Genomic DNA, 14,614 nt, shown 5'->3' with positions numbered 1-14,614 from the left:
CGGCTACCGGCGATACCGGCCGAGCAGGTGGTTGGCGCGGATCGTCAGCAGGCCCGCCAGCGATCCGAGGATGTCGCGCCCGAGGCGGACCTTGGATCGCGTGTCGTTGGTCCACACCACGGGCAGTTCCTCCACGCGAAGGCCGAGCCTGTTGGCCAGAAACAACACCTCCGCATCGAAACTCCAGTTGTCGACACGCTGCAGACTGAAGATCGCCTGGGCGGCATCCCGGCGGAATCCCTTGAATCCGCACGTGAAATCACTGACTCGGGCGCCGGTGATCAGCCGCGACATCAGGGAGAATCCCACGCCGAGCCACTCGCGGAGCCGTCCCTGGTGCCGCTCAATCCTGGCGTCAGCGGTCCGCCGGCTGCCGATCACCACGTCGGCATTCGCGTGCAGGCGCTCAACGCATGGGGCAACGAAGCGCAGCGGCGTCGCCATGTCGATGTCGAGGAAGATGACGCACTCACCCCGAGCCGACAGCATGCCTGCGCGGACCGCGCCCCCCTTTCCCCGATGGGGTTCCTCCATCAGTTGACCTGTTGCCGGCAGCAAGGGTCGCGCGAGGGGCACGGTCTCGTCGCTGCTGCCATCATCAACCAGGACGATCTCCGAAGTGAGTGGAAGCGCCGCGAGATAGCTGACGAGCGCCTGCAACCCCGCAACGACGCGGGACGCCTCGTTGTGGACCGGCACCACGACCGAGAGATCCGGACGGGCGCTCATGAAGTTCGATCCGGGAGCTGCCAGATTTCGATCACAGGGCCAGGGCGCTCCAGTTCGGCCGTGATGCGGGCGTCGGTGTTATGGACATACGGCTCTGGCTCTGTCTCGGCCGTCCGGACGGTTCCGGGACGGTAAGGCGAGAACGTCGCGAGCAATCGTCCCTCGGATTCAAGCGCCGTGAGGAACGGCACCGTTTCCGGGGAAGGGACATTGTAGCGTTTGACGATGATGCAGGTCACGCCGTGAGCCCGCAGGGCGCTCAAGCCTCTCGTTCCGCCCAACTGCGCGTAGCCGACGTAGATCTTGTCCGCATCCAGGCCTCCGTCGCCGAGGAAGATCGTTCGATATCCCGGCTCCGGATAAGGAGTGAGCGCGAGCCGGAGCTGGAACTTGGCTGACGCGCGACGCTCGTCGCCGAGATTTGCTCGCAGCGACTCGATGAGGCCTTCCCGTGATTGGAGAACCGGCACCGAGTATGGCTGGACGGCGACGCCCGATCCCGGCTGAATCTGGTGTTCGATGTAGCGCAGAGCGAGCGTGCGGGTATCGATCTGCCTGAAGAACAGGCCCGAGGCGATACTGGCTGTGGCGCCAGGGACCGCCGCCAGCAGGCACACGACGAGTGCCGCGACTTGCCGCCGCCCTCCCAGCATCCTCGCGAACGCCGCAACGGCGGCGCCGGCCGACACGGCCACGAATGGAATGACCGGGTTGAGGTACCTGGTGGCCGGGACCGTGTTCGCAATGAACACCATGAAGGCCACCGGGAACAGCAGCAGCAGCACCGCCTGGCGTCGCGAGGCCGCAGCCAGCACAGGGATTCCCACGAGACCGAGCAAGAAGACGGGCCATCCGACGGCATCGTGCCAGAACATGTCGGCGTAGGTCCGGGCGCTCCCGAACCACCCGTGGCCGTGACCGACGGCGCGATCGACAACGATGCTCCGGTTGGCGGCCATATCTGACAGCGCGGTACGGAACTCGACCAGCAGGAATGGCGACAGCGCAACGAACACGATGGCGGCCGCACCACCCGCAATCAGCAGGTCCCTGATCGCCATCAGCCGGCGGCGTTCGCCTGCCATGACGGCCGCAGCGAGCGGGAGCGCGAGGAACACGGTGTAGTAATGGACCGAGAATGCCACGCCGCAGGCTGCTCCAGCCATCACCAGCCAGCGCCGGCGGTAGCGGTCGGTGCAGGAGTCGAGCGCGAACAGCGCGAGATAGGCTGCGACCACCGCGAGCGTCGCCGGCACGTCGTGCTTCACGTAGTGCGCATCGCGCACGGCAAATGGCGCGACCGTCATGAAGAGCGCGGCCGCAAGACCGCCGCTACGCCCCGCCAACCGCCTGCCCAGCCGGTAGACGAGCACCACGGTGAGCACGCCGCACACCACGCTGAGGCTTCGACCGGCCAGATAGATGCCGCTTGGATCGGTGAAGAAACTGGCCTGGAAGGCGCCAATCGAGGCGACCGCGCCCGATAGGAGGGCCACGACGAAGTACCCCCCAATCCACACGAAGAGCACGTAGAAATAGAAGGTCGGATACAGGAAGTTATGAGGATTCAGGTTGCCTTTTGCAAAGGCGAGAGCCCGCGACATGATCGAGACTTCGTCCGGGTTGTACAGTTGCGGCAATCCGAAGCCAATCCCCAGCACTCGAAGAGCGAATGCCAGTACCAGCACCGCCGCGAGGCAGTATCCCGCGAGCGCGGTGCGGTTCCGCTCGATCCGACCGAAGCTGGCGACCGGTCCCTCTTCGTCGGCCTCGCCTTCGTCGGCCTCGCCTTCGACCGGCCCGCCTGCCGATGACTTGCGCCAGAGACGCCGGCCCAGCGACTTGATCCGGTCAATCTCGCGGGGCTGAAAGTAGCCCAACAGCGCCAGTATCCCCGTGAATGACGCCAGCACCACACTCCCGCGGACGATCACCCCGATGATCGGCATGACGCCGACCGGCAGGATCATCCTGGCAATCATGGTCGACAGCACCGCGGCGACCGCCACGCGCGCGAGGCGGCCCCAGTCATAGGAAATGGGGTAGACCCGCTGCGAGAACCACATCGCGGTTCCGGCCAGCACGCCATACGCGATGGTGTTTGACCACGCCGCGGCCTCGACCCCGAACCGGGGGATCAGGATGAAGCTGGCCGCCACACTGGCGGCGGCGGCGATGCCGGTCGAGACGGGATAGAAGACGGTTCGCTTGGTGATGTTCAGGCCGATCGACGTCAGCAGATAGACGCCCTGCAGCGCCACGCTCAGCGCGATCCAGGGCACGAAGCGCGCGGCGCCGTAGAACTCCGGCTTCGTCATGAGGCGCACGAGATCGTAGGCCACCGCCGACAGTCCAGCCACCATCAGCAGCAGCACGGTCATCCCATAGGTGGTTACCGTCCGGAACGTCTGCTTGGCCCCCGGTTGTTTCATCTCCGAGAAGTAGAACGGCGCCCACGCGTTCTCGAACGCGCTCAGAAAGAGCTTCATGCCGAGCCCGAGGTTGGCGCCGATGGTGTAGATGCCGACCTCGCGCAGGGCATAGAACAGGCTGAGGATGTATCGATCCGCCCCGGCAATGACCTGGTGCGCCATGCCATGCGGCAGCCGCGGCAGTCCGAACCGCAGGCATTCCCTGAGGACCTGCATCGAGAACACCGGACGGATCAGCGCGACGAATCGGGGCAGCAGCAGGACGATGATGCCCACCGCGACGACCAGATCCGCCAGATAGATGCCGAGCACGCCCAACCGCAGCGCGATGACGAACAGGAGCTTGCCGAGAAGCGTCGAGAGATTCGCCGTGAACGTCAGCGAGACGAAGGTCCTGGTCCTGCCCTCGATGCGCATGACGTGAAACGGCAGGAACGACAGACAGCTGAGAAAGGTGGTCAGAAAGACGAGTTGCATCGACAGCGCGTATGCGGGGCTGTCGAACACCCGGCGCGCCACGAACGGCGCCACAGTAACGCCGGCGACCATGAGCCCGCCACTGGCCACGACGAGGAAGAAGAACAACGTGCTGGCCAGCCGTTGACGGGCGGCGGTGTCATGGCAGTCGTAGTAGTACCGCATGAACGAGGCATCGACGCCCCACCGGTACACAACACGCAGTATCTGTTCGACGACGAGCAGAACGCCGAGGACGCCGTAGTCGGTCGGCGTCAGGACGAGGACGTACACGGGCAGCAGCAGGAAGTTGACGACCTGGATCGCCACGTCTCCCATGCCGTATACCGTCAAGTCTGCCGACAGCAGCTTCAGCTTCTGAAACACCGGTCGAATTCTACCCCATGCGATCGAGCCCCGGTGCCTGGTCTCGAAACGGGATTCGGGAGTCGTGGCTCGGGATTCGGGGTGGAGGTGCTTCGGCGCGATCGCGGGCTGTCAGAACAGCTGTGTGATCCAGAGGGGAGAGTCCTTCATGGGCAGGTCGCAGCTCCGGCAGATCTCGGGGCCGCCGGTGGTCAGGTGCTCGCGGCGTGTCCGCCGGTAGATCTCGCTGTGCCAGATCTGTTCGATCGTCTCCGTGCACAGATCGCCCAGGACGACCGTGCCGTCGAAATCCGCGCAGCAGAGGCTCACGCGCCCGTCCCACAGCACCGTGAAGCTCAGCCATTGGCGATAGCACGGGAAGTGAACGTCGGACTTCTGGTCAAGCGTGCCCGCCCAGTTGTGCATTGCAGTGATGTGGACCTTGTCGGCCACGGCGGACCAGCGATCGATGAAGGACTGTTCCTCGGCGCTGTCTCCCTGTCGCACGAACGACAGGATGAGCTTCGGCCGGCGCCGACCGAGTTCCTGCCGGATGCGGAGGAACCCCTCGAGATTCAACATCACCTTGTCGTATTTCAGTCCGAGACGCGTTGATTCAAATGTGTCCTTGCCAGCGGCGTCCAGGCTGATGTTGATCGCGTCGAGCCCCGCCTCGATGACCGCTTTCGCCACGTCTGGCCCCAGCAGCGATCCGTTCGTGATGACGCCCACCTCCGCGATGCCGCGTTGCTTCGCGTAGCGGATCTTCTCGGGCAGCCGCTTGTCCACGAACGCTTCGCCGTAGTTGTGCATCCGGACGTGACGGATGCCAAGTTCGGCGCATTCGTCCACGATCTTCTGGTAGAGCGCCATGTCCATGATTCCCTGCCGGCGCTCCATGTCGTCGCGGGGACAGAACGTGCACTTGGCGTTGCAGATGTTGGTGGCTTCGATCTGGACGATGTCGGGGAGCCGGCGCGCGCGATCGCGCCCAGCCGCGAGGAGGATCCGCCGGACGGGCTTCGCCTCGCGCAACAGGAGCGATTCGATCCACCGCCGCGCGTGTTGCCGGATGGTCTGCGCCACCGCTACTGCTGCCGATGAAAGGCGATCACCCGCTTCAGGATCTCATCCAGCGGCACCCGCGGCTCGTACCCGATGAGGTCGCGAATCTTGCTGATGTCGGGTACGCGCCGGGGCATATCCTCGAATCCCGCTTCGTACGCTTCGTCGTACGGGATCGTCACAATCGGAGAAGCGCTGCCCGTCAGTGCCTTCACGCGCTCAGCCAGCGCCAGGATCGAGACTTCTTCCGCATGGCCGAGGTTGAAGACGCCGCCAATCGCGCGCGGCTCGGCCACGACCTTGGAGAGCGCCCACACGACATCGCCGACGTAAGTGAAGCACCGCGTCTGGCTGCCATCACCAAAGACGGTAATCGGTTGGCCCGCCAGCGCCTGGGTCACAAAATTCGGCACCACCATCCCGTACCGGCCGGTCTGCCTCGGGCCGACGGTGTTGAAGAGCCGGACGATGATCACCGGCAGGCCCTTCTCTTTCCAGTACGCCAGCGCGAGGAACTCGTCGATCAGCTTGCTGCACGCGTAAGCCCAGCGGTGCTTGCCCGTCTGGCCCAGCTTCACGTCCCCCGTTTCCTGGAATGGGACGTCGGTGCTCTTGCCGTACACCTCGGAGGTCGACGCGATCACGACGGTCTTGTTCTTCTTCGCCGCATGCGCGAGTACGACCTCGGTGCCATGCACATTGGTTTCAATCGTGCGCACGGGATGCTCGACGATAAGCCGGACGCCGACCGCCGCGGCCAGGTGATAAACGACGTCCGCCTGATCCACCAGCTCCGCGAGTACGGGCTCGTTGGTCACCGAATCGATGGTGTAGTGAAAATTGGGCCGGCCCTTCAAATGGGCGATATTGCTGAACGCGCCTGTGGACAGATCGTCAAGGACGAAGACCGTGTGGCCGGCCTCCAGCAGGTGATCCGCCAGGTGCGAGCCGATAAACCCGGCCCCGCCCGTGATGAGTGCACGCATGAATGGAATCTCCAATTGCCATGATACCTCGCATGGCGCGCCGGGAAGAAGCGCGCGCCAGTCGGAAATTCGGGAAAAGAGCCGTGGCCAATGTAGACTGATCGCGGCCCATGCCGACCGGCGAACTTCTCTCGATTCTCGTTCCCGTCTACAACGAGACCAGCACCGTCGCCGCTGTCATCGACCGCCTCCGCGCGATCGATCTGCCGCTGCCGCGCGAAATTGTCATCGTCGACGACGGGTCGACTGACGGCACTCGCGAGGTCCTCGACGGTCTGGCCAGCCGGGACCAGTCCCTGCGCGTGATTCACGCCGACCGGAACGCCGGGAAGGGGGCCTCCATCCGTTTGGGCCTGGCATCAATCGGCGGCACCATCGTCGTGATTCAGGATGCGGATCTCGAGCTGGATCCCGCCCAGCTTTCATCGCTGGTCGCGCCCATCCTGAGCGGGGAGGCGTCGGTCGTCTACGGCTCGCGCTTTCTTGAACGGCGAGGCGGGCTTCCCCTGCTCACGCTCGCCGCGAACGTGACCCTGACAGCCGTCACCAACCTGCTGTACCGATCGCATCTCACCGATATGGAGACCTGTTACAAGGTCATGCGGACCGAGGTCGCGCGCGCACTGCGACTCGAATCCAACCGGTTCGACATCGAACCCGAGATCACCGCGAAGCTGCTGATGGCGGGCCACCGCATCTTCGAAGTGCCTGTGCGGTACGAACCGCGCGGGCGCGGCCAGGGGAAGAAGATCAGGTGGCGTGACGGGATCCAGGCCCTACGGGTGCTGGTCGGCTGCAGGTTTGGCGGACGGCCGAGCCACGGCCGTGGATGACACGCGCGGTGTCAATCAGTCTTGTCTGTCTTGACTGCTAAGGAAACAATCGCCGCGGCGGCACGGTCCGCCGCCAGGCCGTCGGACCGCATGCCATAGCGGGCCATGAAGGCCGTCCGCTGCTGTCTCAGTTCCGATCGGCGGTTCTCGTCGGTCAGCAGCGCACGCAGCGCCGGGGCGATTGGATCGCCCTCGGCCACCCCGGCCAAAGCACCGTGCCCGACAAACGGGCTCAGGTTGTTCGGGAGCGCCAGCACGAGGCTCGGCAAGCCCATCACCATCGCCTCAATCGCCGCAGTCGAGTTCACGGTGACCAGCAGCCGCGCGGCGCGGGTCAGCGTCGCCAGGCCCGCTGTCACAGGCGCAACCGTGACATTCGAGACGCCTCTCGCCATCGCGAGATACGGCTCGCCGGTCTCTGCGGGATGGCACTTCACCACGAGCCGCACATCGGGCATGTGTGCGACCGCGTCGACCAGCGCGGGGAACACGCGCCGAATCTGCGTGAACTTCGACGCCACGACGACGATGTGCTGATCCGGCCGTGCGCCAACGGCCTGGCGGATGCCGTCCAGTTCGGCTGCGGTGAGCGCCCCCGACTGTTCGACCAGCGCGTCGAGCCGCGCGCTTCCCGTGACCGCCAGCGCGGATTCAGGGAAGTGCCCCGCCGTCTGGAGGTGCTCGGCGGCAAACGTGTCGTAGAGCAGCGTCAGTGTTGGGTGCGGGAAACCCCGGTCCGCGGGATTGCACACCGACGGCGCCATTTCGTCCGGCTCGTGCAGGTAGTTGAGCCAGTGCCGGTAGATGAACCCGTGCTGCAGGCCGACGGTCGGAATGCCGCGTCGGCGCGCCTCGAGGACGAGGGCGCGGCCCCATCCGCCAGCTTCGGCGTACGTGAGCGCGACGCCCGGTTTCAGCGCGTCGAGCGACGCCCCCAACTGGTCCATCACGTGCGCAGACCACGGAAACTGAAGATACGCGACGCCAGCCAGGACCGGCGTCAACAGCGGCCAGGTATCGCAGCCGCCAATCATCGCCGCACTGCGAAGGTCGGCACTGTTCAGCATCTCGCGGAGGATGCCAGCCCGCTGCCGCCAGATCTCTCGAGACGGCGCCAGATCTCGCGCCGAGGCAAACGCGTCGATCGGAGTGAACGATGCCGACTCGAGGCCGAGTCCCGCCAGGCTCCGGACCCGGTTGCGCCACGAGCGAGCCCGGTACGTTGTGCCCGGGCCCACGCCAACCAGCGCCAGCGAGGCCGTCGCGCCTGACGTGCTGAGACGGCGCAGAATCGGCCCGATGTACTGCTCCCCGTCTCCGCGCCAGAAGGCCGCGTGCACGAATCCGGCTACCGTCGCTCGTGCCGACACCTGCCGGCGAGCAGTTCGCCATCGGGCGATGCCGGCACCGGCGACGAACGCGTGCGCGCGAACGACGACATCGAGGCGTGGCGCCAGCCCAACCGGCCATGACTGTCCGCCGCCTGCCCACTCAACACCGGCGCGCCTGGCGACTCGCGCGGCAAGGAATCGGACTTCGGGACTGCCTCGCACGACACTCAACCGCTGCGGCTGCTCGGCCGCCACCAGGGCCTCGAGAGCATAGAGGGTCCGGAAGATCGTGTTGATGACCCGTGTCTTGTGGAAGTAGAGCTCCCCAAACCACCAGAGCGAATCCCCGCGGTGGGTGAAGCGATCGCGCAGCGTCTGGCCGCCGACCCGGGCATGCCGGAGTGCCTTGATCCAGCGATTGGCGTCGATCTCCGCCTGTTCCGCGAGTTCGGCGCCAAGCCACTCCGTGAGCGCCACGCGGTGCGCCCCCCGCGCGGAGCGCACCAGCAAGACCGCCTCATCGTGATCCAAGATCGGCCCTTTCGTCATCACGTTCGCCGGAGCAGCATCTCGGCTGCGTCGATCACCTGCTCGGCTGTGACGCCCATCAGGCAATCGGGGATGTGGCCGACGCATCGTGTCGGCGGGTGCCGGATGCGATTGCACGGGCTGCACGGCAGGTCGATCCGGACAGTGACCACGGACGGCCCGATCGGGCCCCATCGCCGCGGATCCGACGGTCCGAACACGCCGACGACGGGCGTTCCGACGGCGGCAGCCAGATGCATGGGCCCGGTGTCCACGCTCAGCACGAGTTGCAGGCGCTGAAACACCGCCGCCAGTTGAACCAGATCCAGCCTTCCCACCAGGTCGATCACCGTCACGTCTGGGGGCAGCCCAGCCTTCACTTCGTCGACAATCGGGCGGTCATCATCGCTGCCGCTCAGCACGATCGCCGCCTCGTGCCGGCGGGCCAGTTCAGCCGCCGCGCGTGAGAACGCTGCGGGCTCCCATTGCTTGACGAGCCGGCCCGCGTTCACGTGAACGCCGATGAGCGGCCGGGGAAGTCCGTTCGGCATTGCCGGTACCACACCGAGGCGTCGCAATCCTTCGGCCCGAATATCCTCAGGAATCGAGAGCGGTGCCGGCTCGGGGATGAATTCGCCGTCTGGCCGATCGCACGCTCGCGCCACCAGCCGCAGGCAATTGGCCGCCACGTGTGAGCGCGGGTCGAACGTCACCCGATCCGTCAACAGGGGACCGCCGCCGGCCATGTCAAATCCGACGCGGCGCCTTGCTCCGGCAGCCCACATCAGCGCGTGGCTGCGAATGTCTCCCTCGAAATTGATGGCGAGATCATGACGCGGCTTCCGCCAGATCCTGATTGCCGCTGACACGTCCGCCAGCGTCGCCGACGCAGCGCCGCGGGCGAGCCAGGGGAGGTCGAGCACGTGCACGCAATCGATGCCGGGTATCAGAGAAGCCAGCGCTCGATTCCAACTGCCCACGACCAGATCGATTCGTGCGTCGGGTAGAAAGCGTCTGACCGACTCGATCGCCGGCCTGGCCATGAGGAGATCGCCCACGCGTTCCAGACGGAACAGGAGAACCCGCTCGACCGGGCCGCGTGGCGCCCGCCTCGAGATCCGCCCGGGCATCGCGACCACGGACAACAAGGCATCAGCAATGCCCACAAGCCATCGCTCTCCGGGGTCGGCGATCTGGAGATGTGTGAACATGGCCTGAATGCCCGCTATTCGACCCGGACCCGGCGCAGCATCACCCCGAGCTCGCGCGTGTCTGAATTGCCCAGTACGGCCGATGGCCGCCAGGTCGTGCTGACGAGCTTGAAGACCGATGCCTGCGTGCGGCCCGCCGCCTCGGCCGCCACCCATGACGGAATGGCGAACGTGTAGGGCTGGAAATCAGTGCTGACCCTCACCTCTCCGAGCGGGTGATTGTTCAATATGATCTGAACCCGTGCCGCGCCGGCATTCGCAGGCCGTCCACCGTCATTCATCCACAGCGTGACGGTGCGGCTCCCGGCGCTCAGCCCTTGCGCCGTCACGTACGAGATGTCACGCGTCCAGCGGAAGCTGATGCCTTCGCTGTCCTCCCGGGCGTGGATACGAAACACCCACAGGTTGTCGGCCCCGCCGACGTCGATGTCCGTGACCACCGCCGGCGTCGCCGCATACCTCAGTGTATACAGCGTCAGGCTGAACTTTTTCTGGCGCACCACGCGAGGCCAGGCTTGGTACGCCGATTCGTACTCCGGGATCTGGAAACGCTCGAGCCCGGACGGTGTTGCCGCAACAAAGGGAAATGCCAGGTCCGTCCCGCCGTCCGCCAGGAAGAGCACGCGATCGTAGTGGGCGCTTGCCCAGACGAGAAACTGCCTGAACAACTCTGGATCGGGCTTTGGCGTATACAGCAGCAGCACGTGCTTGCCGTACATGCAGGCCAGCGGCGTGGCCAGGACGTGCAGGTCCGACGAGCTTCGGGATTCGACAACCAGGAGGTCGCGGTCGGTGATCCGGCTGGCCAGCTTGTCCAGCTGGGCAACGACTCCCTGGTACTCCACGTGAGCGAACACCGGCGCGGTGGTCACCGCGAATCGCCAGCCGACGACGATCAGCAGTGCGGCAGACAACGCCAGGCGCGCAGCCGTAGCAGGCCACGCCGGTCTGCCGTGGCCGCGGGGGCGAGGGTTGGCCCACCATGCCGGCAGCCACGAGAGCGCGCCTCCCGCAATCATCAGGCACACCGCCGGCAGGATAATCGGGATCCACCGGCGGGCCTGCCAGAAGTGCTCGGGAACGATGCGGATCTTGTAGAAGAAGAACATCGAAACCAGCGCACTCGTCGTCAGCAGCACCGGATCCCGCCAGAACGACCGCCACGTCGTCAGGCAGAATCCGAAGACCGCGGCGGCGAGGCCAATAGGCCCGACATACCAGGCGAACGTGCGAAGGGCGTCGGCATCGTGAGCGGCGAGCAGCCCACCTTGTTTGCGCAGGAAGTAGGCATAGGCCCACAGCACCGCAACCGAGACCGCGAGTGCTCGTGGAATCCACGGTTTCAGCGACCCGATCGCTCCTGGCCAGCGGGTGCAGACGAATCTGACGAGCGCGACCATCAGCAGAAAACCCATGGCCGCCATGACGAGCCGCCGTTCGCCGTCACCGCTGATCCCGCTGCCGCTCAGCACGATCAGGGCGATAACAATGTACGCCTTCATGAGCGTCTGGTAATAGATCGCCGCGGCGCCGAGCAGCGCGAAGAAGGGCACGAGGAACGAGAGGCCGAGTTGCACGTGATCGGCCGCCCACATGAGCAGCGCACCGCACACGATGGCCAGCATGATGATTGAGTCGAAGCGAACGAAGACCGCCGAGCCGAGCAGAAGGCCGGCGACCGGCGCGAAGAAGAGATCGCCGTCACGATACGCTCGACTGACCGCCAGAATGCCGGCAAACAGCAGTGCCTGCTGCATCATTTCCGAGTTCGGATATCGCGCGAACCAGACCTCCGCCACGTTGCACGCCAACAGCGCGCAGCCGATCGCGGCCGGGAGGCGTCCAATCAGGCGTGACCACGCAAAGTACACGCTCAGCAGCCCGAGAAGCGCCCACACGCCCACCGTGCTCAGCGCACCCGACAGTCCATTGAGCGCATAACCAACCGCGATCCACACAGGGAAGGCATGGGGGAACTGACCGACCACCTCGCCCCGATCCCGGCTCAGGACGAAGAAGCCCATGAATCGGGGGCCTTCCTGCAGACCGTCGTCGGCGCCGCCGCGCGGATCCCCCAGGAACAGGTCGCGCGCGGCGGGGGGCATCTCTGCGATCACATGGTCGGGAATGATGAGCGATCCGCTTCGCGCGATCTGCACGCCCTCGTTCATGTACGTGCCGGGGTCCTTGCCGCCGATGACGTACTCCGATGAGGGGAAGAAGACCCAGAAGCCGAGCAGGAGCAGCATGGCCGGCACGAGGGCCGAGCGGCCGAGCGTCGGCGCGGACGGCTCCAGCCCGAGGCGCAACCGCCACCGCGCGATGATGAGGGCGGAGACGAGCGCGTCGATGGCCACGAGCCGCCCGAGCGAGTACACGCCGGCCGCTGCCAGGGCGAGCGCGACCGACGTGCTGAGCAGCACGCTCAGGATAATCGCCCAGTACGCGCGCTCCTCGGCCGGCAGCGCGCTTCGCCGTTCGCGCTGACCGACCGGGATCCGGAAGATCAGCGTGCCTGGCAGGTACGCGATGACGATGAGGGTGAGGAGGGCGTATGGCATGCGTCAGGGCGCGAAGCGCTGGATGGCGTCGGCAACCAGCGAGATTTCGGCCTCTGAAAGTCCTGGGTACAGCGGCAGCGAGCAGATGTCCAGGCACACCCGATCCGCAACGGGGCAGGCCGTTGGATTGACGGTCGACACCGCGGGCTGCTGGGGGATCGGTACCGGATAATGGATCAGCGTGTCGATACCCTGATCCGTCAGCCACAGCCGCAGCGCATCACGGTTGCCCGAGAGAATCGGGAACAGGTGGTAGACGTGGCCTGCGTCCCGTTCGGGCGGCACCACGATCGGGGCGCCGGCCAGCAGGCGGCGGTAGGTGGCGGCGTGCTGTCGCCTCGCCTCGGTCCACGTGGGCAGAAACGGCAGGCGTGCCGAGAGGATGGCCGCCTGCATTTCGTCCAGCCGGCTGTTCACGCCCATCTCCGCATGATGGTAGCGATCGGTTTGTCCGCCGTTCCTCAGACGCTTGACTCGCGAGGCGAGCGTGGCGTCGTTGGTCGTGATCGCGCCGCCGTCGCCGAGCGCGCCAAGATTCTTGGTGGGGTAGAAGCTGTACGCGGCGGCGATACCGAAACTGCCGACCGGCCGTCCCCCGCATGTCGCCAGATGCGCCTGGCAGCAATCCTCAACGACGGCGAGTTGATGGCGCGAGGCGATCGCCATGATCGCGGGCATGTCGGCCGGCTGGCCGTACACATGGACGGGCAGAATGGCCGCGGTCCGCGACGTGATCTGGGCCTCGACCGCGGCCGGGTCCAGCGTCAGCCGCGCCGGATCGAGATCCGCGAATACAGGCCTGGCGCCCACCATCATGCAGGCAAGCGCGGTGTAGGCCGCCGACAGCGGTGTCGTGATGACTTCGGCGCCGGCGCCGATGCCCAGCCCGCGGAGAATGATCGCGATGGCGTCCGTGCCGGTGCCGACCCCAATGGCGTAGGAGGCATGGCACGCGCCGGCGAACGCCTGTTCGAAGGCCTCGACCTCGGGGCCGAGCACGTACCACCCGCCGTCGATGACGCGGCGGATCGCCTGGTCGATCGCGGGGCCGTCCTCGCCGGGCTTCAGCCGCATGAACGGCACGCGGGGCGAGGTCATGCGCGCTCCGGTGCGTGGGGCGCCGGCTCCAGGTACTTCGCGAGGTGTTCGCGGTAGAACGCCACCGTCCTGGCCAGGCCCTCTCGCAGGCCCACGCGGGGCCGCCACCCGGTCGCCGTCGTGAACCGGCTGGAGTCGGCGTAGAAACTGCCGATGTCGATGGCCTTCTTCTCGGCCGGCCAGTCCACGTACCGCACACGCCCGGTGCCCGCGACCTCGATCAGCAGGTGGACCAGATCGCGGTGGCTGATGGGTTCGAGGCCGCCGACGTTGAAGACCTCGCCGTTGCACGCGTCCGACGCGCCCGCGGCCAGGAACGCCTCCGCCGCATCATCGACGAAGACGAAATCCCGCAACTGTGATCCGTCCCCGTAGATCTCGATTTCGCGATCCTCCACCACCAGCCGGATGAACCAGCCGATGAATCCCTGGCGGTCGTGCTTCACCAGTTGGCGCGGGCCATAGACGTTGGTCAGCCGCAACGAGCACGCGCGCACGCCGAAGACGTTGTTGTAGACCAGATGGTAGTACTCACCGGCGACCTTGTTGATGCCATTGATATCAGTCGGCCGCACGAGGTGCCGCTCGGTGACTGGCAGCGAATCCGGCTTGCCGTAGACCTGGCGGGTGCCGGCAAAGACGACCTTGGCCTTCGGGTTGTTCCGGCGGCAGGCCTCGAGCAGGGATAACTGGCTGCGGCAGTTGATCTCCAGGTCGGTGTACGGATCCCGCATGCTGTCGATGTGACTGACCTGCCCGGCAAGATTGAAGATCACGTCGACCTGGCGCACGAGGTAGTTCATCGTGCTCTCTTGCCGGACGTCGGCGATGTTGACCCGCACGCGGTCCTTGATGCCCTCGATGTTGTGCAGGTTGCCGCCGTAATCCGGGATCAGCGAATCGACCAGCAGGACGTCGGCGCCGAGATCGGCCAGCCGGTGGGCGAGGTTGCTGCCGATGAACCCGAGTCCCCCCGTGATCATCACGGGCCGGTTGCGGTAGAAGGTCCCGTCCATGG

10 protein-coding genes are annotated in these 14,614 nt (G+C 66.0%); 1 reads left to right on the top strand and 9 read right to left on the bottom strand.

What is annotated here, in order from left to right:
* Positions 1–3: 3 nt before the first annotated feature.
* From NTV05_14255 to NTV05_14240, 4 genes are all read right to left on the bottom strand, one after another.
* Positions 4–729, bottom strand: a complete 726-nt coding sequence (locus tag NTV05_14255) for a glycosyltransferase (GenBank protein MCX6545559.1) — start codon at positions 727–729, stop codon at positions 4–6.
* On the bottom strand, positions 726–4,004 hold the full coding sequence (locus tag NTV05_14250) for a glycosyltransferase family 39 protein (GenBank protein ID MCX6545558.1): 3,279 nt from the start codon (positions 4,002–4,004) through the stop codon (positions 726–728). Before NTV05_14250 ends, NTV05_14255 begins: the two co-directional genes overlap by 4 nt.
* A 111-nt stretch (positions 4,005–4,115) precedes the next feature.
* Positions 4,116–5,069 (bottom strand): radical SAM/SPASM domain-containing protein, encoded by a 954-nt coding sequence (locus NTV05_14245; GenBank protein MCX6545557.1) that lies wholly within the window; start codon positions 5,067–5,069, stop codon positions 4,116–4,118.
* Between the two features lie 2 nt (positions 5,070–5,071).
* Positions 5,072–6,034, bottom strand: coding sequence for a GDP-mannose 4,6-dehydratase (locus tag NTV05_14240; GenBank protein ID MCX6545556.1), 963 nt, complete (start codon positions 6,032–6,034; stop codon positions 5,072–5,074).
* A gap of 110 nt (positions 6,035–6,144) precedes the next feature.
* Here NTV05_14240 and NTV05_14235 point away from each other — a divergent pair, with 110 nt between their 5' ends.
* On the top strand, positions 6,145–6,867 hold the full coding sequence (locus tag NTV05_14235) for a glycosyltransferase family 2 protein (GenBank protein MCX6545555.1): 723 nt from the start codon (positions 6,145–6,147) through the stop codon (positions 6,865–6,867).
* Positions 6,868–6,878: 11 nt separating this feature from the next.
* Here the strand turns inward: NTV05_14235 and NTV05_14230 are convergent, their stop codons facing one another.
* Genes NTV05_14230 through NTV05_14210 form a run of 5 tightly spaced genes read right to left on the bottom strand, consistent with a single transcriptional unit; the run spans position 6,879 to position 14,612 of the window.
* Entirely contained in the window at positions 6,879–8,708 is a 1,830-nt protein-coding gene (locus NTV05_14230) for a hypothetical protein (protein ID MCX6545554.1), read from the bottom strand.
* A 38-nt stretch (positions 8,709–8,746) separates the two neighbouring features.
* Positions 8,747–9,937, bottom strand: coding sequence for a glycosyltransferase family 9 protein (locus NTV05_14225; protein MCX6545553.1), 1,191 nt, complete (start codon positions 9,935–9,937; stop codon positions 8,747–8,749).
* Between the two features lie 14 nt (positions 9,938–9,951).
* The gene (locus NTV05_14220) at positions 9,952–12,498 is read right to left on the bottom strand and encodes a hypothetical protein (GenBank protein MCX6545552.1); all 2,547 of its coding nucleotides are present in this window, start codon (positions 12,496–12,498) and stop codon (positions 9,952–9,954) included.
* 3 nt (positions 12,499–12,501) lie between these two features.
* Positions 12,502–13,596, bottom strand: a complete 1,095-nt coding sequence (locus tag NTV05_14215) for a DegT/DnrJ/EryC1/StrS family aminotransferase (GenBank protein ID MCX6545551.1) — start codon at positions 13,594–13,596, stop codon at positions 12,502–12,504.
* On the bottom strand, positions 13,593–14,612 hold the full coding sequence (locus NTV05_14210; GenBank protein MCX6545550.1) for an NAD-dependent epimerase/dehydratase family protein: 1,020 nt from the start codon (positions 14,610–14,612) through the stop codon (positions 13,593–13,595). Before NTV05_14210 ends, NTV05_14215 begins: the two co-directional genes overlap by 4 nt.
* Between the last annotated feature and the right edge of the window lie 2 nt (positions 14,613–14,614).

This window comes from Acidobacteriota bacterium (genome assembly GCA_026393755.1).
GTDB lineage: Bacteria > Acidobacteriota > Vicinamibacteria > Vicinamibacterales > JAKQTR01 > JBAXOX01.
Note: the sequence above shows the minus strand (reverse complement) of the source record. Positions and strands in the feature narration are given on the sequence as shown.